This is a genomic window from Kiloniella sp. (genome assembly GCF_048259265.1).
Lineage (GTDB): Bacteria > Pseudomonadota > Alphaproteobacteria > Kiloniellales > Kiloniellaceae > Kiloniella.
On the sequence record NZ_JBLXHT010000005.1, the window covers coordinates 199,144 to 220,919 of the forward strand.

General features: G+C 46.4%; 21 protein-coding genes. All 21 read right to left on the minus strand.

All coding sequences use genetic code 11. The features are described from left to right. Positions 1-27: 27 nt before the first annotated feature. Positions 28-2,145 (minus strand): polyribonucleotide nucleotidyltransferase, encoded by a 2,118-nt coding sequence (gene pnp / locus ACN0QW_RS10520; protein ID WP_417431274.1) that lies wholly within the window; start codon positions 2,143-2,145, stop codon positions 28-30. A gap of 280 nt (positions 2,146-2,425) precedes the next feature. Continuing rightward, on the minus strand, positions 2,426-2,695 hold the full coding sequence (gene rpsO, locus ACN0QW_RS10525) for a 30S ribosomal protein S15 (protein ID WP_047764175.1): 270 nt from the start codon (positions 2,693-2,695) through the stop codon (positions 2,426-2,428). A 35-nt stretch (positions 2,696-2,730) separates the two neighbouring features. Further along, entirely contained in the window at positions 2,731-3,660 is a 930-nt protein-coding gene (gene truB, locus ACN0QW_RS10530; RefSeq protein WP_417431277.1) for a tRNA pseudouridine(55) synthase TruB, read from the minus strand. Continuing rightward, positions 3,660-4,121, minus strand: a complete 462-nt coding sequence (gene rbfA, locus ACN0QW_RS10535; RefSeq protein WP_417431279.1) for a 30S ribosome-binding factor RbfA — start codon at positions 4,119-4,121, stop codon at positions 3,660-3,662. The genes truB and rbfA overlap by 1 nt, the downstream gene beginning before the upstream one ends. Positions 4,122-4,149: 28 nt before the next feature. Next, positions 4,150-6,828 carry a translation initiation factor IF-2 gene (gene infB, locus ACN0QW_RS10540; protein WP_417431281.1) on the minus strand — a complete coding sequence of 893 codons (2,679 nt, stop codon included), beginning with the start codon at positions 6,826-6,828 and terminating at the stop codon, positions 4,150-4,152. Next, positions 6,825-7,496 (minus strand): RNA-binding protein, encoded by a 672-nt coding sequence (locus tag ACN0QW_RS10545; protein ID WP_299381390.1) that lies wholly within the window; start codon positions 7,494-7,496, stop codon positions 6,825-6,827. The genes infB and ACN0QW_RS10545 overlap by 4 nt, the downstream gene beginning before the upstream one ends. Positions 7,497-7,519: 23 nt before the next feature. Further along, positions 7,520-9,061, minus strand: coding sequence for a transcription termination factor NusA (gene nusA / locus ACN0QW_RS10550; RefSeq protein ID WP_299381393.1), 1,542 nt, complete (start codon positions 9,059-9,061; stop codon positions 7,520-7,522). Positions 9,062-9,183: 122 nt separating this feature from the next. Beyond that, the gene (rimP, locus tag ACN0QW_RS10555; RefSeq protein WP_366941213.1) at positions 9,184-9,729 is read right to left on the minus strand and encodes a ribosome maturation factor RimP; all 546 of its coding nucleotides are present in this window, start codon (positions 9,727-9,729) and stop codon (positions 9,184-9,186) included. Between the two features lie 268 nt (positions 9,730-9,997). Beyond that, positions 9,998-10,705: a tRNA (guanosine(46)-N7)-methyltransferase TrmB gene (gene trmB / locus ACN0QW_RS10560; protein WP_417431284.1), complete on the minus strand. Its 708-nt coding sequence runs from the start codon at positions 10,703-10,705 to the stop codon at positions 9,998-10,000. 26 nt (positions 10,706-10,731) lie between these two features. Beyond that, positions 10,732-11,904, minus strand: a complete 1,173-nt coding sequence (metK, locus tag ACN0QW_RS10565; protein ID WP_417431286.1) for a methionine adenosyltransferase — start codon at positions 11,902-11,904, stop codon at positions 10,732-10,734. 223 nt (positions 11,905-12,127) lie between these two features. Next, positions 12,128-12,610, minus strand: a complete 483-nt coding sequence (locus ACN0QW_RS10570; RefSeq protein ID WP_417431288.1) for a helix-turn-helix domain-containing protein — start codon at positions 12,608-12,610, stop codon at positions 12,128-12,130. Between the two features lie 115 nt (positions 12,611-12,725). Then, positions 12,726-14,324 (minus strand): apolipoprotein N-acyltransferase, encoded by a 1,599-nt coding sequence (gene lnt, locus ACN0QW_RS10575; protein WP_417431290.1) that lies wholly within the window; start codon positions 14,322-14,324, stop codon positions 12,726-12,728. 6 nt (positions 14,325-14,330) lie between these two features. Continuing rightward, positions 14,331-15,272: a hemolysin family protein gene (locus ACN0QW_RS10580; protein WP_299379537.1), complete on the minus strand. Its 942-nt coding sequence runs from the start codon at positions 15,270-15,272 to the stop codon at positions 14,331-14,333. After that, positions 15,265-15,891 carry an rRNA maturation RNase YbeY gene (gene ybeY / locus ACN0QW_RS10585; RefSeq protein WP_417431293.1) on the minus strand — a complete coding sequence of 209 codons (627 nt, stop codon included), beginning with the start codon at positions 15,889-15,891 and terminating at the stop codon, positions 15,265-15,267. Before ybeY ends, ACN0QW_RS10580 begins: the two co-directional genes overlap by 8 nt. 53 nt (positions 15,892-15,944) lie before the next feature. Then, positions 15,945-16,901, minus strand: coding sequence for a PhoH family protein (locus ACN0QW_RS10590; RefSeq protein WP_417431389.1), 957 nt, complete (start codon positions 16,899-16,901; stop codon positions 15,945-15,947). Between the two features lie 83 nt (positions 16,902-16,984). Continuing rightward, a complete protein-coding gene (gene miaB / locus ACN0QW_RS10595; RefSeq protein ID WP_417431295.1) occupies positions 16,985-18,391 on the minus strand; it encodes a tRNA (N6-isopentenyl adenosine(37)-C2)-methylthiotransferase MiaB in 1,407 nt (468 codons plus the stop codon). A gap of 71 nt (positions 18,392-18,462) precedes the next feature. Beyond that, positions 18,463-19,299 (minus strand): lysophospholipid acyltransferase family protein, encoded by an 837-nt coding sequence (locus tag ACN0QW_RS10600; protein WP_299379542.1) that lies wholly within the window; start codon positions 19,297-19,299, stop codon positions 18,463-18,465. A gap of 1 nt (position 19,300) precedes the next feature. Beyond that, positions 19,301-20,119, minus strand: coding sequence for a GNAT family N-acetyltransferase (locus ACN0QW_RS10605; RefSeq protein WP_299379545.1), 819 nt, complete (start codon positions 20,117-20,119; stop codon positions 19,301-19,303). Positions 20,120-20,186: 67 nt separating this feature from the next. Then, complete coding sequence (locus ACN0QW_RS10610) at positions 20,187-20,609, minus strand: Fur family transcriptional regulator (RefSeq protein WP_299379548.1); 423 nt, start codon at positions 20,607-20,609, stop codon at positions 20,187-20,189. Positions 20,610-20,735: 126 nt separating this feature from the next. Continuing rightward, complete coding sequence (locus ACN0QW_RS10615; RefSeq protein ID WP_417431298.1) at positions 20,736-21,149, minus strand: MucR family transcriptional regulator; 414 nt, start codon at positions 21,147-21,149, stop codon at positions 20,736-20,738. A 166-nt stretch (positions 21,150-21,315) separates the two neighbouring features. Further along, positions 21,316-21,774 (minus strand): ribosomal protein S18-alanine N-acetyltransferase, encoded by a 459-nt coding sequence (gene rimI, locus ACN0QW_RS10620; protein WP_417431300.1) that lies wholly within the window; start codon positions 21,772-21,774, stop codon positions 21,316-21,318. Between the last annotated feature and the right edge of the window lie 2 nt (positions 21,775-21,776).

A 21,776-nucleotide genomic window follows, 5' to 3' on the forward strand; every position in this document is an offset into this window, starting at 1 on the left:
CACCATACTGACACCTGACCAGAAGACTTATTCTTCGTCTTCTTGACCTTCAAGATCTTCACCGGTTTCTTGATCAACGCGTTTCATGGAAAGTTTAACCTTACCACCGCGCTCGATACCGATACATTTGACCTTAACCATGTCACCTTCGTTTACAACGTCAGTCACTTTGCCAACGCGACGATTTTCCAGCTCAGAAATGTGAACTAGACCGTCACGCGCACCCATGAAGTTCACGAAAGCACCGAAGTCAACACAGCGAACGACTTTACCGTCGTAAACAACACCAACTTCTGGCTCGGCAACAATTGATTTGATCCAATCAACAGCGGCGTCGCCAGCTTCTTTATCAACAGCGGCAACCTTGATTACACCATCATCATCAATGTCAATCTTAGCACCAGTTTCTTCCGTGATCTCACGGATAACTTTACCACCAGTACCAATAACTTCGCGAATTTTATCTTTAGGAATGCTGAATGTGGTGATACGCGGTGCGTGCTCGGAAACGCCTTCACGACCAGATGTCAGGGCTTTCGCCATTTCACCCAGAATATGAATACGACCATCATGCGCCTGCTCCAAAGCAACCTTCATGATTTCCTGTGTGATGGATGTAATTTTGATATCCATCTGCAAAGCAGTTACACCGTTTTCAGTACCCGCAACTTTAAAGTCCATGTCACCAAGGTGATCTTCATCACCCAAGATGTCAGAAAGAACAGCGAAATCATCACCTTCTTTAATCAGACCCATCGCAATACCCGCAACAGGTGACTTAAGTGGAACACCAGCATCCATCAAAGCTAGGGAAGAACCACAAACTGTCGCCATAGAAGAAGAACCATTGGATTCTGTGATCTCAGAAACCACACGCATTGTGTATGGAAAATCTTCTTTTGTTGGAAGCAATGGGCGAATCGCACGCCAAGCAAGTTTACCATGACCAATTTCACGACGACCAGGGCCGCGAAGGAAGCCAGCTTCACCAACTGAATATGGAGGGAAGTTATAATGTAGCAAAAAGTGCTCACGATAACTGCCTTCAAGCTGATCGATAATCTGCTCGTCTTGGCCCGTACCCAATGTAGAAGTCACAAGCGCCTGTGTTTCACCACGTGTAAACAGTGCTGAACCATGTGTTAGCGGAAGCTTACCAACCTCAGAAACAATTGGACGAATCTGTTTGGTATTACGACCATCGATACGCATGCTTGTTTTCAAGATGCTACCGCGAACAACTTCTGCTTCGAGCTTTTTGAATAGGCCGCCAGCAATCCCTGCTTCGTCTTCTTCCAAGCCTTCCAAAGCAGCTGCTTTAACAGCAGCAATATTTACCTGACGCTGCAGCTTTTCCTGCTCGCTATAGGCTTCGGTAAATCCATCAAGAATACCACCAGCAATCAGCTTTTCTTTTACAGCTGCCACGGCTGGATCGACAGGTGCAAGTTCACGAGGATCTTTTGCACATTCTTCAGCCAATTCAATAATCGCATTGATCACAGGCATCATCTGTTCGTGACCAAAAGCAACAGCGCCGAGCATAACTTCTTCGGATAGTTCTTTTGCTTCTGATTCAACCATCAACACACCTTCGTGTGTACCAGCCAGAACCAAATCAAGATCCATGTTTTCATAGTCTTGCATCAATGGGTTAAGAACGTATTCATCGTTCTCATAACCGACGCGACAGCCACCAATTGGGCCCAAAAATGGCAGCCCAGAGATTGTCAGTGCGGCAGAAGCACCAATCATGGCAATGATATCTGGATCGTTTTCAAGATCGTGACTGACAACAGTACAGATAACCTGAGTTTCGTTTAGATATCCATCAGCAAAAAGCGGGCGAAGTGGGCGGTCAATCAGGCGAGAAACCAATGTTTCTTTTTCAGATGGACGTGCTTCACGTTTGAAGAAACCACCAGGTATCTTACCTGCAGCATAGGTTTTTTCCTGATAGTTTACAGTCAGAGGGAAAAAGTCCTGACCTGGCTTTACGCTACGTGCGCCAACAGCTGTACAAAGTACAACAGTATCACCGTAAGTTGCCAATACTGCACCGTCAGCCTGACGTGCAATCTGACCAGTTTCCAGTTTAAGGGTACGACCACCCCATTCAATTTCTTTAGTGTAGATGTTAAACATCAGTTTTCCTTATTATGACGGGCCGGATTCTTTTATTTTGCCGGGCCTACGTAAGCTGTTCATTTATAGTTTGAGCAGCTTACGCAGGACCGGCGCAGACCTGACATTGCCCCGACCCCCGAAACAATATCAAATAACTATTCAGTTCATGGCCCAGTTCTTGGGTTAGCGAGAAAAATTCTCACATCCCAGTCTTTGGCCACTCCTTGAATAGACGTACACCCGGTCAACAGGAATGATATTCGCTGTAGACCGGGTGTTACATGAAACTTCCTTTGCCTTAGCGGCGAAGGCCGAGACGTTTAATCAGAGCATCATAACGGCCCTGATTTTTCTTTTTGGTATAGTCCAGCAGACGACGACGCTGACCAACCATCCCAAGAAGACCACGACGGGAATGGAAATCCTTTTTATGATCTTTTAGGTGTTCAGTCAGGTTGTTGATACGCTCAGATAGAATAGCTACCTGTACTTCTGGAGAACCAGTATCACCTTCAACAGTGGCAAACTCTTTTACGAGTTCCTGTTTACGCTCAGCCGTAATCGACATCGCTTTTCCTTCTTTAAAAGCTATCTAGGAAAATCCTAGAGATTTAAAACACGTACTGACCTCACCTCACCTTTTTCAAATCGGGCCAAAGCAACGGGTGATCCATTTTCTGTTGCCAGAAAAACATTGCCGTTAACTAAGTCACCAATCCGGTCAAGATCATGTCGTGTTATCATAGATAACACCTGTCCATGACGAAGGCGGGTTGCTTCAGTTTCTGATAAGGCCAACGCCGAGATGTCGTCCAGCGCGGTCTCTACCGAGAGCAAAAGCTTCTCGGCAGCGGGACTATGCCCGATCTCTTCAAGAGATTCCAGTGAAATCGCATGTTCTAGAGTAAAGGGTCCTACGCGTGTACGTCGTAGCTCAATCACATGTGCACAGGTTCCCAATGCCTTGGCAAGGTCGCGGCCCAGCGAACGAATATACGTTCCCTTTCCGCAATCGACCTCAAACTCGGCGACATCCTCGCTTCGCATATCGATTAAATCAAACCGATCAATATGTACAACACGGGATTTTAGCTCGAACTCTTCATCGCCATCACGCGCCAGATCGTAAGCTCTTTTACCATCAACTTTTATTGCGGAATAACGTGGCGGGACTTGTTCCACATCACCAATAAACTTTGTAAGAGCCTGAAGTATATCTTCTTTTACAGGGCGTGCTGGGCTGGCTTCAATAACCTCACCCTCGCGGTCTTCTGTCGAAGTGGCTTCCCCCCACTTCACAGCAAATCGATAGGTTTTACGCCCGTCCATTGCATAGGATACTGTTTTGGTTGCCTCACCAAATGCCAAGGGAAGCAAACCACTGGCCAAAGGATCAAGCGTTCCCCCATGCCCAACTTTTTGAGCATTAAGAATACGTCTCGCCTTGCCAACCAATTGTGTAGAAGAAAGTCCAAGAGGCTTGTCCAGAACAAGCCATCCATGGATAGGAAGACCTTTTTTCTTACGGGCCATCAGCTGTCCGCTTCGTCATCCCCGGCTTGCGACTCGACCAACTCATCATCACCATCATCATCTTCATGACGCAGATCTTGCTGAACACTATCGCTTTGCAACAGAGTATTGATTTTAGCAGCTTCATCAAACGAAGTATCAGGTTCGAACCCAATCCGAGGACAGCTTCTCAGTCGCAGCATATGGCTTAATTCACGGCGGAAAAAACCATTCGCTTTGTTCAAAGATTTTGTCACCGCGTCAAGATCAGCCCCACCCAAAGGCACAACAAAAGCTGTCGCGTTTTTCAGATCAGGACTAATGCGCACTTCTGAAATTGTGATAATCACACCTTCCAGATTTGGATCATTAAAGCTTGTCCGATTCAGAACTTCAGACATCGCGTGGCGAATTTCTTCGCCCACGCGTAACTGTCTTTGGCTTCTGGGTGAACCACTGCGGTTTTTATTATTGGAACTCATATCATCCCTTTATCGCTGGCGAGAGCTACTATAGCTCTCGTGCGATTTCTTCGATGACGTAACACTCAATCTGATCACCCACTTGAATGTCTGAATAGTTTTCAAAGGCCATACCACATTCGTAGCCTTCCTTCACTTCCTTCACTTCATCTTTGAAGCGACGCAAAGTCTTCAGAGCACCATCATGAATAACCACGTTATCACGTAGCAAGCGAACTTTAGATCCACGTTGAACTGAACCTTCCGTGATCATGCAACCCGCAATTTTACCAACCTTGGTAATATTAAAGACTTCGCGAATTTGCGCATAACCAGTGAATTTCTCACGCTGTTCAGGCTCAAGAAGGCCGCTCATAGCTGCTTTCACATCATCCACTACGTTGTAGATGATGGAATAATAACGAATATCAACATTTTCGCGACGTGACATTTCACGTGCCTGTGGGTTCGCACGAACGTTAAAGGCAATAACAAATGCACCCGTAGACTGAGCCAGAGTAATATCAGATTCGTTAATCGCACCAACACCAGTATGCAGAATGTTCACTTTAACTTCGTCAGTGTTCATTTTCTGCAAGCTTGTTGCGATCGCTTCCATAGAACCGTGCACATCAGCTTTGACGATAACCGGAAGCTCTTCCGCTTTACCTTCTTTCAGCTTGGCAAGCATCTGCTCCAATGAACCACGACCTGCTGCTGCTGCGGCAAGATCTTTTTTCTTCTGCTCACGATATTCAGCAATTTCACGGGCTTTGGCATCGGTATCAACAACAACAAAGTCATCACCTGCACTCGGTGTACCGTTTAAACCCAGCACCTCAACAGGAAGTGACGGTCCAGCAGAATTCACCTTTTGACCACGTTCGTTTGTCATCGCACGAACACGACCCCACTCGCTACCTGTTACAAAAATATCGCCAACATTTAGCGTTCCTTTTTGAACAAGTACAGTCGCAACAGAACCGCGACCTTTATCAAGCTTGGCTTCAATTACAGCACCAATAGCAGCACGATCAGCATTTGCTTTCAATTCAAGCAATTCAGCCTGGAGCATGATGGCTTCTTCAAGCTTATCAATACCCATTTTTGTTTTAGCTGACACTTCAACAGTCTGAATTTCACCGCCCATGTCTTCGACAATCAGCTCGTGCTGAAGCAGCTCTTGCTTCACTCGATCAGCATTTGCTTCAGGTTTATCCATTTTGTTGATCGCAACAATGATCGGCGCACTAGATGCTTTAGCGTGATTAATCGCTTCAACAGTCTGTTCCATGATACCATCGTCACCAGCAACAACCAGAACAACGATATCGGTTACAGTCGCTCCACGAAGACGCATTTCAGTAAAGGCGGCGTGACCTGGTGTATCCAAGAAAGTGATCTTGTTACCAGAAGCTAGATTCACCTGATAAGCCCCGATATGCTGCGTGATACCACCAGCTTCACCGCGGACAACATCCGCAGAACGAATAGCATCCAGCAACGATGTTTTACCGTGATCCACGTGGCCCATGATAGTAACCACAGGCGACCGAGACTGTTGCTCTTCATCAGTTTCATCCTGATTACCAAGAATACCTTCTTCAACATCCGCTTCGGTAACACGTTTGATTGTGTGGCCAAGTTCCTGGACAACGATTTCCGCAGTGTCAGCATCAATTGACTGATTGATCGTTGCCATCACACCAAGCTTCATAAGCTGTTTGATAACTTCAGTCGCACGTTCCGCCATACGGTTAGCCAATTCCTGAACTGTAATAGTTTCAGGTAGAATAACTTCGCGTAAAATTTTGGTCGGCGCGGCTCGATTACCGCCACGCTCTTGTTGAAGCTTCTTCTGACGACGACGCTTAACAGAGGCCAATGAACGTTGACGTCCATCATTATCTGAAGTGGCACTGGATATAGTCAACTTGCCTTTGTTACGGCGATCACCAGTGGCTTCTTTTTTATCGGTAGCCTGCTTTGGCACAAAGGTAGGTTTGTTCCCCTGTTTAACACGACCACCAAGCTCATTCGCAATAGCTTCCCCAACGGAAGCCGGTGCAACATTAGGCTTCTTCTTAGGTCTTGGCTTTGGTTTAGCAGAACGAGGGTCAGGTGCACGCTCAGCAGCTTCACGCTTTTTGCGGGCTTCTGTCGTAACACGTGCAGCAGCTTTGGCTTCTTCTTCTGCTTTTTCCATAGAACTTTTAGTGCTCTCGGCACGCGCGACAGCAGCTTCTGCTTTCACGCGTTCAGCTTCTTCAGCAGCAAGACGTGCGTCTTCTTCAGCTTGAATTTCAGCTTTGCGCCTGTTTTCTTCTTCCAGACGCTTTTTCTCTTCTTCTGCAGCCTGCTTCTTGCCTTCTTCCGCTTCACGTGCAGCCGCGAGAACCTGCATACGCTTTGCTTTTTCAGCATTCGTCAGGTCATCATGCGTTGCCACAGGCTTTGCTACTTTCTTAGGCGCCGCAGGTGCTTTTTTCTCTGGCTTCGGTGCTTCTGTCAGGCTTGGCTCTGGTGCCGTGACTTCTGCCATGCGTCCACTTTCACCGCGCTCAAATGTACGGCTACGTTTGACTTCCACAGTTACGGATTTAGACCGCCCATGGCTAAAACTCTGTTTAACCTGGCCGGTTTCTACAGTTTTCTTCAACTCAAGCGTATTCGGCCGGCTTAATGTCAGCGGCTTTTTGCTCTTACTGGTGTCCTTGCTCGAGGTCATTCTTTCAGGCGTCCACTTACTCTTTTGGCGGGATGTCCCGCAATTCCTCTTACAGCTAACAACCGCGCCACATCAGCGGCGAACCTATCAGCGATTCCACTCGGTCTAAGCGCTACATGTACCCAGGTATCCCGGCCTAGCGCTTGTCCTAGCTCATGCCCGGTAAAAACTTCGTTTATCGGCAAATCAGGATCAATCGCCCTGGCCAATGCACGAATTTTACCGCGCCCATCTTCTGCCGCATCTGCGGCTTGTACAAGTATCTTGACGTTCCCTGAAGAAAGCCAAGCTTTCGTTTTTTCAAACCCTGCTACTAAATGTCCTGCACGTTTTGCCAGACCTAGAGCATCAAGGCAACGTTTCGTTAGCTGCGAGTCAAGTTGCTCGATCAGATCATCGGGCACTTTAACCTTCGCTTTAGCCGAACGAGCGAATAATTGTTTATGACACGCTTTCTCTACCATATCCCGGCTTGGAGACAACCAGATTCCGCGTCCCGGCAGTTTTCCGAATAAATCCGGAACAACATTTCCGTCCGGCCCGATCACAAATTTCAACAGGGCCGACTGAGGGAAAAGATCACCAGAAGCAATACAGCGTCTTTCAGGTTCGCTCTTTCGCTTTTTTCTGACCTTCTTCTTTCCCTCAGTTTTTTTCTTCGTTACCAAAGTATCTAATCCTCTGGCTCTATCTATTCACTCGCCTCAGATTCAGAAGCAGCCGCATCTTCATCTGCAAACCAGTGTGCACGTGCTGCCATGATTATTTCGTTTGCCTTATCTTCTGACATCGCAAGCTTTTCACCAAGCATTTCAACAAGCTCGTCTCCGGCCAAATCAGCCAAATCATCCAGTGTTTTAATGCCTTGTTCGGCTAAATGAACCACTTGCTCAGCAGATAGGCCATCCACAGACATCAGGTCGTCTTGAACCCCTAAATTCTTGCGAGACTCTTCAAGTTCTTTTTCATGAGCGTCAAGGAATGTACGGGCACGATTACGAAGTTCTTCTGCAATGTCTTCGTCAAAGCCTTCAATGGCAGCGAGTTCGTCAACAGGAACATATCCGACCTGTTCAACGCTTTCAAAACCTTCTGCAACCAAGAGATGGGAAATCACATCATCGACATCAAGAGCATCAATGAAGTTTTGCGAACGCTGCTTGATTTCTTCCTGACGACGGCGAGATTCTTCTTCGTCCGTCATAATATCAATATCCCAACCCGTCAGGATAGAGGCCAAACGAACGTTCTGACCGCGACGACCAATTGCAAGAGAAAGCTGATCATCAGGAACGACAACCTCAATACGCTTTGAATCTTCGTCCAAGACAACTTTGGAAACTTCAGCTGGCGCCAAAGCGTTCACAACAAATGTCGCAACGTCTGGTGACCAAGGAATGATATCAATCTTTTCGCCCTGGAGCTCTGTCACGATAGCCTGAACACGGCTACCACGCAAACCGACACATGCGCCAACAGGATCAATCGACGAGTCCTGTGAAAGAACCGAAATCTTGGCACGACTTCCCGGGTCACGGGCAACCGCCTTAATTTCGATCACACCATCATAAATCTCAGGCACTTCCTGTGAGAAAAGCTTCGCCATAAATTGAGGGTGAGAACGGGAAACAAAGATTTGTGGGCCACGAGCTTCTTCGCGTACATCATAGATATACCCGCGAACACGATCACCATTACGGAAGTTTTCACGCGGCAGTGTTTCATCACGGCGCATAATGGCTTCGGCTTTGCCCAAATCAACGGTAACATTGCCAAATTCGTTCCGCTTAACAACACCGTTGATAACTTCACCAACGCGATCTTTGTATTCACGGAACTGTCTGGCCCGCTCTGCATCACGGACTTTTTGAACAATTACCTGCTTTGCTGTCTGCGCAGCAATACGACCAAGGTCGATCGGTGGTAACTCATCAAAGAAAAATTCACCAATTTCAATATCGGCCTGACGAACTCTTGCATCTTTGAGCGTTGTTTGTGTCAGTTCGTTCTCAACTTCCTCAACAACCTCTGTATAACGACGCAGTCTAACTTCACCGGTTTTACGATCAATTTCAGCACGAATATCGCGTTCATGACCATATTTTGCACGTCCAGCTTTGGAAATAGCCTGCTCCATTGCATCCAGCACTTCGTCGCGCTCAATACTTTTTTCACGAGCAACAGCTTCAGCAACCTGAAGAAGTTCAGTTCTATAAAGAGCAGTCGTTTCCATTTGCCCTCAAATCCTTAATCTATCATGACAGCCCGATCAATTTCACGCCATCACTTCACTTGTTTATCCTATAGCGCCGTACATCAAGTACTTCGCTACAACGCATTTTTCACAAGCGTGGATTATCCACCGGCTTGTGCTGCAGCAATCAGTTCATCGGTCAAAATAAGCTTTGCCCGCGACATATCCTGAAAAGCCAGATACACTTCTGCCTCTTCCTCTTCGAGATCAAGGTGAATAGCTTCACCTTCAACACCAAGAAGACGGCCTTTAAAACGTCTGCGACCATCAACGTTAATCAACATTTCAACCCTGGCGTCAAAGCCAGCAAAGCGCTGAAAATCCGACAAGCGTGTTAATGGGCGATCTATACCAGCGGAGCTTACTTCCAAACGAAAAGCGCCGGAAATAGGGTCTTCAACATCCAAAAGAGCCTCAATCGCGCGGCTAATATCTGAACAGTTATCAACAGTCATGGTCTCTGTTAGATCACTATGTTCAGCCATCACCTGCAGCGTTTTGCGCTCATCACCACCTGTAATCATAACACGAACGATATCAAAGCCCATAGACGCCAGAGTCGGGGCTATAATCTGCTCTATTTGGGCAGCTTTACCGTCACTCGTTTTGGCAAGAAGAGGTATCGTACCCCCTTTAGCGTCTAACAAAAACTCATCTCCGTTTGCATACGCGTCTACTTCTATGCTTTTGGGTTATGCCATTGATCAAAGACATAAAAACAACATTAGACGCTGAATTTAGATACAAAAAATGGGCCTTAAGGCCCGCTTTCAAAACTTCGATGTAGCGGGCTACAACAAAGTGTGTCCCGCGCGCACTGTAACCTCAGCCTCATTACAGTGCAAGCGCTTTTCTAAAGCCACCATAAAAGTGCTGATTAACATATATTTAGCGGGCGGACACAACTTGAGAAATTTATGTCCGTGGCACCCTTTTAAAACGCAAATACCCGGGCTTGAGGCCTTTTTTCAAAGCTTTTTCTTCATAACGTGTCTTAGGCCAATCTTCTGTGCGCTGATTCCAGTCGCTTTTTGATTCAGCCTGCCAAGTAAACAACGGGTGAGGAACGGTTCTTTCAAGCATCCATTGCAGATACCCCATATCATCCGTTGCCATTCGAAGCTCACCACCGTCCACCAGCAAATCTGCCAGCAAGTCCAGTGTTTCAATCTGGACGATACGACGCTTGTTGTGACGGGCTTTATGCCAAGGGTCCGGGAAAAGTATAAAAACCTTGCTGAGAGAGTTCTTAGGCAAGAACGGCATCATATCCCGTACGTCACCCCGATAGACACGAACATTCTCAGCACCGTTATCATCAAGGTGGCCAAGCAAGCTCGCAACACCATTGATAAAATACTCAGCACCGATCAAATTAACATCAGGATTGTGCTCTGCTTGCCAAGCCAGATGTTCACCACCGCCAAAACCGATTTCAAGCCACGTTTCATGATCAGATCGCCCAAACATGTCATCCAGATTATAGGGGGTGATATCTTCGGGGTTGCCCAACCTTATCTGGATTTTTGGCAGAACTGTCTCAACAAGCTCCGTTGCCTTTTTTCGCAGAGGGCGACCCTGTCGACGGCCATAAAAAGTACTACGTTTAACAGGATCGCTCATCTTCTTACTCTACGTCTACTCAGCTCTTAAAGATTAAAAGCTGACTTTAGGTTATCCACAAGACCTAGGCGCTCCCATGAGAAGCCTCCATCATCTTCGGGACGACGGCCAAAGTGGCCGTAGGCTGCTGTACGCGCATAAACAGGCTTGTTCAAAGCCAAGTGCTCACGAATACCACGTGGGGAAAGGTCCATAATATCCATTAGGATTTCTGGAAGCTTCTGCTCATCAAACTGGCCTGTGCCATGCGTGTTCACATAGAGTGAAAGCGGCTTGGACACGCCAATTGCGTAAGAAACCTGAATTGTGCAGCGCTCGGCAAGGCCGGCACCAACAACATTTTTCGCAAGATAACGTGCGGCATAAGCTGCTGAACGGTCAACCTTGGTCGGATCTTTACCAGAGAAAGCACCACCACCATGCGGGGCTGCGCCACCATAGGTATCAACAATGATCTTACGACCCGTCAGACCTGCATCACCATCGGGACCACCAATAACAAAGCGCCCGGTTGGATTTACATAGAATTCATCGTCAGAACACATCCAACCCTGTGGAAGTTCTTTTTCGACGTGACGTCGTACGATTTCACGAATCTGATCACTATCCATACCCTCAGCATGCTGAGTGGACACAACAACAGACGTTGCACGAACAGGTTTTCCATCAACGTATTCTAGAGTCACCTGGCTTTTGGCATCTGGCCCCAAACCGGGTTCTTCACCCGAATGACGAACATCAGCCAAAGAACGTAGAATATTGTGAGAATAGAAAATAGGAGCAGGCATATAACCTTCGGTTTCCTTACAGGCATAACCGAACATAATACCCTGATCGCCAGCACCTTCATCTTTATTACCAGCGGCATCTACGCCCTGGGCGATATCCACAGACTGCTCATGGATGAAGTTCTGCACATCCATGTTCTTCCAATGAAAACCGTCTTGTTCATAGCCAATGTCACGAACAGCCTGACGAGCCACGTCCTCAATGACATCTGGTGTCACCGAAGCAGGGCCACGAACTTCACCGGCCAAAACGATCCGGTTAGTTGTTGCAAGTGTCTCAACCGCAATACGGGACTGCGGATCGTGAGAGAGGTATAGATCTACGATAGAATCTGATACGCGATCACAAACTTTGTCAGGGTGTCCTTCAGACACGGACTCGCTTGTGAAAAGATAGCTGCCAAGTCGCACGACAACCCCTTTCTATATGATTATAAAAAAAATTGATCGTGACACCGGAAAGTAACGATAGTGCGACCCATGCCCGACCAAATGCACTATATAACGAAAAATGCATATAATGCAAAACGCGATCAGGAATGCCTGATCGCGCTCTGGAATGCAATGCTTAAATGAATGATTCATCCATAAAACAAACTTTAAGCTGATATTTCTTACTCTAACCTACAAAAACTTATGCTTTGGCAGCACCTTCAGCAGCAGTTTCAGCAGCAGTCCCCAAGGCTTTTGTCATCTCAAAAAGACGTTTACGCACTTGCGGATCAACAATCTTGTAATAGGCTCTAACCAACTCAAGCGTTTCGCGTTTCGCCATCGGGTCAGCTTCGTGAACAAAAGCTTCAACCTTTTCTTCACTCATTTCGCGCAAGCGGACAGGTGACTGTGAAGCAACTTCATCAGGCATATCTGCGAAGAAATACCCAACAGGCACTTCGAGAACGCGTGCCAAGTCGTACAAACGACTGGCGCCAACACGGTTTGCACCGCGCTCGTATTTCTGAACTTGCTGGAAAGTCAGACCAATAGCTTCGCCCAACTTTTCTTGACTCATGCCCAGAAGGGTCCGACGCAATCGAACTCTACTACCTACATGAACATCAACTGGATTTGGCTTTCCTTTACCACGAACTGGTTCGTTTTCTTGTACTCGACCCATAATTCCACTCTTTCTAAACTACACACAAGCAACCATCTATACGAGTAAATTTATGCATACTATCGTATGTAGTCAACTTATTTCTTTCAAAAGAGTGTATTTTATTAGTCTTTCACTACTTTTTACGCCTGATTACCAGTGGTAGTAGAAGAAGGCTGATTAGTAGCAGTACAGAGAAATTGCCAATGATCGAAAACAAAGTTTTCCCAGAGATTTTTTTTGGCAGCCCTGTGTCAACAACACCCTTTTCTCCCAAACCAATACTCTTGACCACACGCCCATAAGCATCAATGGAAGCTGAGATACCCGTGTTCGCAACACGGATAATAGGAAGACCTTCTTCAACAGCCCTGAGTTGTGCCATCCCAAAATGCTGATAGGGACCACTGGTTATTCCGAACCAACCATCGTTGGTTGCATTGAGTATCCAGTCTGGTCTTTTGGAAGAATCGGCAACAGCACCGGGGAAAATAATCTCATAGCAAATCAACATGCTCATCCTAGGGAGCCCAGGAACATTCATCGTACGGAGCCCTTCGCCCGGTGTAAAATCAGAGCTTCCGGCCGTCATTTTTTTTAGGAACGGCACCCAGTCTTTCAAAGGCACGTACTCACCAAAGGGGACAAGATGGAACTTGTCATAAGTGTCGATAATTTCACCGCGGCGATCAAGGACATGCATGGAGTTCCGGAAGCTCCGCTCAATACCTCCACCAACAGACAGCTCTTCAACTCTTGGTGCACCCGTAATCAAATATCCAGATGGCGGAACGACTCTTGAAATAACGGAACGTAACTCCTTATCCCCAGACAATAAAAAAGGCACGGCTGTTTCTGCCCAGATTACATGGGTAATATCCTTGAATCCCTCACCTGCGCTTAGCCCCATTTGCGTTACAATGTGTTCCCCCCGCAGGTCCGGTTTCCATTTGTCAGCCTGATTTATGTTTGGCTGAACAAGACGCATTTTTATGTTGTCAACGAAGGCTTCACTACCCGTCGATGCTGCACTTAATCTAAAGGCACCGTAGCCCCAAACAAGTAAGGGCAGACTCAGAACAAGGAGCACGAAGGCAACACGGCGTTTCATTTCTGAAAATGGAACCTTGGAACTTTCAAACAACACTGCTGGTGCACTGGCAACAAGAAGAGAAAGGAGACTCAAGCCCCAGACGCCAGTTAAGCTTGCAAACTGAATCATTTGATCAGAGAAAGTCCAAACTGAACCGATAAGATTCCAAGGAAATCCTGTAAAAATCCAAGACCGAAGCCACTCGACAAATAACCAGATTGCCGAGAAGGCCAGAACCCGCTCTATGCCTTTAAAACTAAGCCGCCCCATTACGTAACCGATAAGGAGATGAAAAAGCCCCATTCCTGCCGCCAAGGCAAGAATCGCAAAGGGCATTAACCAGGCGTGGCGAGCGCTATTAACCAGAAAAGCTGCACCAACCCAATAGAGGCCAACAGCGAAATATCCCGTCCCAAATGCCCACCCGATAAAGGCTGCTTTTTTGGGAGCTTCAGCACCTTTCCAGAGCCACAAAAGACCAACAAAGGCAGGAATCAAGAAAGGTATAAAAAACAAAGGTGCAAAAGCGGTTGCAGATAGCCCCCCCAGAACGGCGGCGATACCATAGCGTTTCCAACCTCTAATTTCTTGTAGATTTTGGCTCAGGCTATAAACACCTGCCAGTCCCCGCCCAATCACCATACTGGCTTAGCCTTCTTTTTGTTCTTCGCTATCTGTTGCCGTATTCTTCCATACTTTCAAGCGCTTAATTTTGCGTGGATCAGCATCGAGGACCTCAAACATAACGGCTGTTTCCTCATGTTCAATCAATTCACCTCTCGCAGGTACACGATCAGCAAGCCAGAAGACGACTCCCCCAAGAGTATCAATGTCTTCATCGCGTTCTTCGTCGGTCAGAATAGGACCTATCTTTTCTTCAAGTTCCTCAATCGGGCAGCGCGCATCAGCTACAAAAGAACCATCGGGACGCGGGTATAAACGCGGGCCTTCGTCGGTATCATGCTCATCCTCAATCTCGCCGACGATCTCCTCGACAAGGTCTTCAATCGTGACAAGCCCATCAATTCCGCCGAATTCATCCACAATCAAAGCCATGTGGACGCGCGACATGCGCATTTCCAAAAGCAAGTCAATCGCCCGCATGGATGGGGCAATGATCAAAACACGACGAACAATACTGGCCAAGTTTGGATTGCGCGCGCCCTTTGAATATTCCAAAACGTCCTTGATATGGACCATACCAATGACATCATCCAGCGTTTCCCGAAAGACAGGTAGTCTTGAATGCCCTGCGCGGCTCATCATATCGATAAGATCCCCGATGGAAGTATCCAAATCCACGGCGATAATATCAGCACGGGGCACCATCACGTCAGAACAGGTCAGATGGCGAAGCTTTAGGATATTCCCGAGCATAACACGCTCGTCTTCCCCAATCGGAGTCAATGATGCAGCTTCATCTTCGCTGCCTTCGATTTCCTCAATGATTTCTTCCATCGTCTCACGAAGACTGGAATCGCCATTTTTGAAACCAAAGCTACGTGTCAACCAATTCCATAGTCCGCCGCGCGACGATGCCTCTGCATCCTGGTCGCGCAGCGACTTACTATTTCCTGATATTTCACTCATCTATCATACCCTGTAAAAGCCGATCGCCATCAAGCTCGTAAGGGTTATTAACGCCAAGCCTATTCAAAATTTCTACCTCAAGCCCTTCCATCTCAAGTGCATCATCATCTTCAATATGATCATACCCCAACAAATGCAAAACACCATGCACCAAAAGATGCGAAAAATGATCTTCCAGCCTTTTAGATTGCTCATTTGCTTCTAAAATCAAGGTTTCAATAGATAAAACAATATCGCCAAGCGGCAAAACACCACGTTGAGAGGCAAGGTCAGCCTCGTCCGGGTCATCAAGTGTCGAGAAAGAAAGAACGTTCGTTGGCTTGTCTTTACTCCGGTATTCGTTATTCAAAGCCTGAACAGAAACATCATTTGCCAAAACAACAGATAGTTCCGCTTCCGAAATCAACGTCGTCTCAGATGAAGAAGGGCTTGCTGAAAAACCAGCAAAGACATAAGAGGCAATTACAGCCCGATGGATAAGTGCTTGATGGTGCGGGAGAAGCTCAGACCACTGTGGTTCTCTCAGCTCAACGGATACATCGAACCCCGAAGACATAAACGAAGCACCTTCATTGCTCAAAGACCGTTCCAACGCTTCAGTCATAATCAGATCAGACATCTATCTGCCTGCCTAATAAAGCCCCCTCTGACACCAGACAGGTTATCGACGGGTTAGCCATCAAAGAAATCTCTTTCTTTTGTTTCACCTTTATTTTCATGATTATCATAGGCACGAACAATTTTTGTAACCAGTTCATGACGAACAATATCTGCATGAGCAAACTGCACGAAACCAACTTCTTCCAATTTGGCAAGGGTTTGAGTTGCATCCCGTAGGCCAGACAGTTGCCCCTTTGGCAAGTCCACCTGTGACATATCACCCGTCACAACCATTCGCGACCGCTCTCCAAGCCGGGTCAAAAACATTTTCATCTGCACAGGAGTTGTATTCTGGGCTTCATCCAGAATAACAAAGGCATTCGACAGAGTACGGCCACGCATAAAAGCAAGAGGCGCGATCTCAATTTCACCGTTTTCCAGCCGGCCCATAACTTGATCCGAAGGAAGCATATCATGCAAAGCATCATAAAGCGGACGCAAATACGGATCGACCTTGTCTTTCATGTCTCCAGGAAGGAAACCAAGGCGTTCGCCCGCTTCGACAGCTGGGCGCGATAGAATAATGCGCTCAACATCACCGTTCAATAACAAGGAAACCCCATAAGCAACAGCCATATAGGTCTTGCCGGTTCCAGCAGGGCCGACACCAAAAACCAACTCGTGACGTTGCATTGCCTTTATATAAGCGGCTTGACCTGGCGAACGTGGATTAAGACGCCTTTTGCGCGTTACAATCGCCAACTCATCGCCATGTGTTGATTCTACTGCTTTTTCTGTTTCATCAACATCCGGTGTTATTTGCGCCATACGAACAACCGCATCAACCTCGCCATCACCGACGTCCAAACCCTTTTGCAACCGTTCATATAGTGCCTTTAAAACAACCTTTGCTGTCGCTACAGAATCTTTATTACCGCTTATCGATACCTGATTACCGCGCGAAGCGAGATCCACACCGAGGTGCTGTTCCAATCGAACTAGATGTTGGTCATGTTCCCCATAAAGCATGGGAAGAAGACTGTTATCATCAAACTCAATTAATTTATTTTGCCGTGCACCACGGGCGGCTTGTCCGTTACGAGCTCTGGCTGTCAAATGCGTCCCTCCATTCCGGCTTTGGCATGCCCTATATTATGCGCGTCAAAACCGCCAAAGTCACCTGTTACTACTGAACCTGTTAAAGAATTTGGTTTTGCTGTCTCTATTTTGACATCAACAATTTGCCCCATCAAACGTTCAGGAGCCTGCACAAAGACAGATTGCATGTACGGACTGCGCCCGCCTAACTGCCCAGTTTCGCGACCTTTGCGTTCAATCAAAACCGAAAGTGTCTTCCCGATCATGCTCTGGTTAAACGACATTTGCTGTGCATTAAGCAATTCCTGTAACATTGCCAGACGTGTTGACTTAACATCCTCTGGAACCTGCGCATCAATACCTGCAGCTGGCGTCCCCGGACGTGGACTATATTTAAAGGAATAAGCTTGAGCATAATTAATATCAGTAACCAGACGTAGCGTGTCTGCGAAGTCCTGATCACTTTCGCCTGGAAATCCAATAATAAAGTCAGACGACAGAGCCAATTCAGGACAAGCATCGCGAAGCTTGTCAATTACCCGCCGATATTCATCGCCAGTGTGTTTACGATTCATCATTTCCAATATGCGGTCAGAACCACTTTGAATTGGTAAATGCAAATAGGGCATTAACTCTGAAAGGTCACGGTGAGTATCAATAAGCTCGTCATCCATATCATTTGGATGCGATGTCACATAGCGAAGGCGTTCAATACCATCAACTTCTGCAAGCTCTCTGAGTAATCGCCCCAAACGCCACGTTTTACCATCAGCACCCTCACCATGATAGCCGTTCACATTTTGACCAAGAAGAGTAACTTCACGCGTACCGTTGGCAACCAGACGCTTGGCCTCGTCAACAATCGCCGTTACCGGACGAGAAAATTCAGCGCCACGAGTATAGGGAACGACACAGAAGGTACAGAACTTGTCACAGCCTTCCTGAACAGAAAGGAAAGCCGACGGGCCGTGCGTTTGGCTTTCTTCCGGCAGAAAATCAAATTTGGATTCAACAGGGAAATCCGTGTCAGAAATACCCCGGCCAGTGGTATTACCAAGCGCTTTTGTGACCATTTCAGGTAAACGGTGATAGGTTTGCGGACCAAACACCATATCAACCTGTTTTGCACGGCGTAAAATCTCTTCGCCTTCAGCCTGTGCCACACAACCGGCAACACCAATCAGCATGCGCTCACCAGCGGATTCGCGCTTCTCCTTGAGACGACGTAACTGCCCAAGCTCAGAGAAAACCTTCTCAGAAGCTTTTTCGCGTATATGACAGGTATTGAGAATCACCATATCAGCCACGTCAGGGCTATTCACGGTCTCGTATCCCAGAGGAGCCAGAACATCTGTCATACGAACCGTATCATAGACGTTCATTTGACAGCCATAGGTCTTAATATAGAGCTTTTTTGCCAACGTAATTACCAATTCAGCCTAGTGTTATTTGCGGTCATGTTTATGACAAACCGTTCAAACACCTTGTTAAATTACCATCTGTTGGGATTTGAAGCTATCGGTAATCGCTGCCCTCTCAGGGCATTGGAAACGCCGCCAGATACTGCTTTATGACAGTGACTGGCCATTGCTTTCCTATTCGCGAAGGAACTCGCTTCTACTGGCTCTAGGAACTCAACCTCTACAGTTAAAACCCCCATCGCCAGCGCATGCCATAAATGCCCGGGCAATTCCATATCACCATACCAAGCATAAAAGGGCCGCCATAAACGACCCATCGGCATACCATCCAACCGGGTGTATGTAATAGAGATTGGCTGAACCAGCAAGGGGCTATCGTTTTTCGAAGCCTGAGCAACAGAAAAGAGCGCCGATTTAAAAGGTAAAACCCGCGTACCATCGCTTGATGTTCCCTCGGGAAATAAAATCAGATCGCGCCCATTTCCAAGTCGCTTTGCCATGTTGTCACGACTTTCGCTGGACTTATGGCGACGACGTTGAATAAAAACCGTACCGGATAACTTCGCCAGCCATCCAAAAAATGGCCAGTTACCAACTTCGGACTTCGCCACAAAATGCCCGTCAATCAGGCTACCCAAAACAGAAATGTCCAGATAAGAAACATGATTGGATACATACAGTGTCGGTTGGCGCGTACTTTGTTGGCCCCGGGTGACGATCTTAATACCATTAAAAAAACACGTCGAATTATGATACCAGAGGGGTAGCTTATACCGTCCAGGCAAACGAAGGAGTAAAAGAAGAAGCTGTAACGGCATCAGAGCCAAGGTGAACAGGACATAGACAACCAAGCGGCATGAGGCTCTTAAATCAGAGCCCAAACCAGAAGCTACAGCAATGTCCGACATATCATGCTACCTGTTGAGCTGCATTGTCCGTTTCACGGCGATAATGTTTATAATATTTATCTGTTACCCGGCTTGTCTCGACAATCACGCAAACATCCGTGGTACCGAATTGCTCATCAATCACAGCGCCATCTCCAATAACACCACCAAGCCTGAGATACCCCTTAATTAAAGGCGGAAGCTCTTTGATTGCAGCCTTCGGATCAATCTGATCAGCAGGCATAAGATCCATAGAACTAAATCTTTCCGGCAGGGCTTTGGGTCTAATATCTGTATCCGCCAAGTGATTGTGGTATAGATAAGATAACGGCAGCTTCATCTGCTCTGGATCAACACCGTGCAAACTTGCGCAGCCAAACATGTAACGAATGTCATAGGTGAAAACATACTGGGCGATACCGCGCCATAAAAGCTGCATCGTTGAACCGCGTCTATATTCCTGATCGATACAAGACCGCCCCAGTTCCAGAATTTCGCCATCAAAGTTCAGCAGTTTTTCCAGGTTGAATTCATCAACTGAGTAAAATTGCCCCCGCTTTTTCGCGCCTTCACGCCTCATCACACGATAAGTGCCAACAACAGCGTCTGGGCCAGTACCCCGGTCATTATCAAAAACAAGCAGATGATCGCAAAAAGGATCAAAGCTATCAAAGTCCCGATTCTCTGCTGCCATCTCAGGAGTAGGCTGTGCGGAGTTCTCACGATAAAAAATATCATATCGCAGATTTTGCGCAGCCAAAATCTCCCGTTCGCTCTCGGCCAAACGGATTGTAAGTTGTCCCGCAGTTACATCGACGGGTCGTGAAGTACCCTCATTCATGCTCAGCGTGTTCCCTGGTAAACATGGCAAATTTAAACATGGCGAGGACTGTGCCAGAAAATTGTGTCTATTTTATTGCACTACAGCCTTCACGCACAGCATAAAGTTCAAGACGATGATCGATCAAGCGATAACCAAGCTTTTGCGCCATCTTATTCAAAAGTTCATGAATTTCGTCATCAGAAAATTCCAAAACTTCACCAGAATTTACATCAATGAGATGATCGTGAACCCGCTCTGTGACTTCTTCGTAACGGGCGCGGCCATCCCCAAAGTCGTGACGCTCAAGAATATTGGCTTCTTCAAACAGCTTAACAGTCCGATAGACAGTCGCGATAGATATCTTCGAATCTAGCTTAGAAGCACGGTGATAAACCTGCTCCACATCAGGATGGTCCGTAGAATCAGAAAGAACCCTTGCAATTACTCTTCGCTGCTCGGTCATCTTCAGACCTTTTTCAGCACAAAGAACTTCCAGTTTTGATGCCATAATTACCCTGAGCTCATCGTTAATGGATACAGTACTTTTTTGAACAATTCTAATGTACACAAAATGCGCTACTGAGAAAAGCCTGATAGCGCTTTTTTTACGGCTAACCAGTTCAAAGAAAAATGATTACTTATTCCTGTTTGCTTTTGTCCCCAAGCCAATCTGTTTCGCCAAGGAACTACGTTGTTTTGCATAGTTAGGCGCAACCATTGGATAATCTTGCGGCAAGCCCCAACGCTCGCGATATTCTTCCGGTGTCATGTTATAGGCTGTTTTCAAATGGCGTTTAAGCATTTTAAGCTTCTTGCCGTCTTCGAGACATACAATAAATTCTGGTGTGATAGACTTTTTAATAGATACAGCTGGCGTAGGACGCTCTGGCTCTTTCTTTTCTTCCTGACCCAATGTGGATAAAGTGCCGTAGACCTCGCGGATTAATTGAGGCAAGTCTGCTACGGCAACAGAATTATTGGAAACATGTGCGGAAACAAGACTAGTAGTAAGCTCGACTAATTCTAACGAGGAGTTATCTTCAGACATAGTATGACTGTTCTTTCCCAATATAAAGTTATCTTTTAATGATCAAAATATTATTTAATTCATAACATACCAATAGGTGAATTAAAGTTATTTCTTACAAATTTCAAGTTAGTTTCGGTAAAATATGTATATTCTTTTATTTACTAACAATAACGCCAGAAGTCATTTAAATATCCACAGACATGATAACTGCATCAACAGTTGAACCATCTGGTTTGTGGTAGTATTTGGATCTTCGAGAAATTTCCACAAATCCCATCACCTTATAGAGCGATAGCGCAATAATATTATCTTCGGAAACCTCTAAAAACATTTTATTAACAGATACTTGAGTAAGGTACTCAAATAATTTAGCGATTATATTCTTTGAATAGCCCAACCTTCGGAAATCTGGATCAACACAAAATGTCAATATTTCAGCTTCTCCAACAACTTCTTGCCAAAGAATAAACCCTACTGGCTTTCTATCATTACAATAGATAAACCCTTTATTTGTTTTTTGAACAAGTAATCCCAAAAAATCTTTTGCATTCCATGCAGCTTCGGCAAATGACCTTGAATGCATTTCTGCCAACAATTCAGCATGCTCAATACCACACAGAATGATTTCCTCTGATTCACTCATGC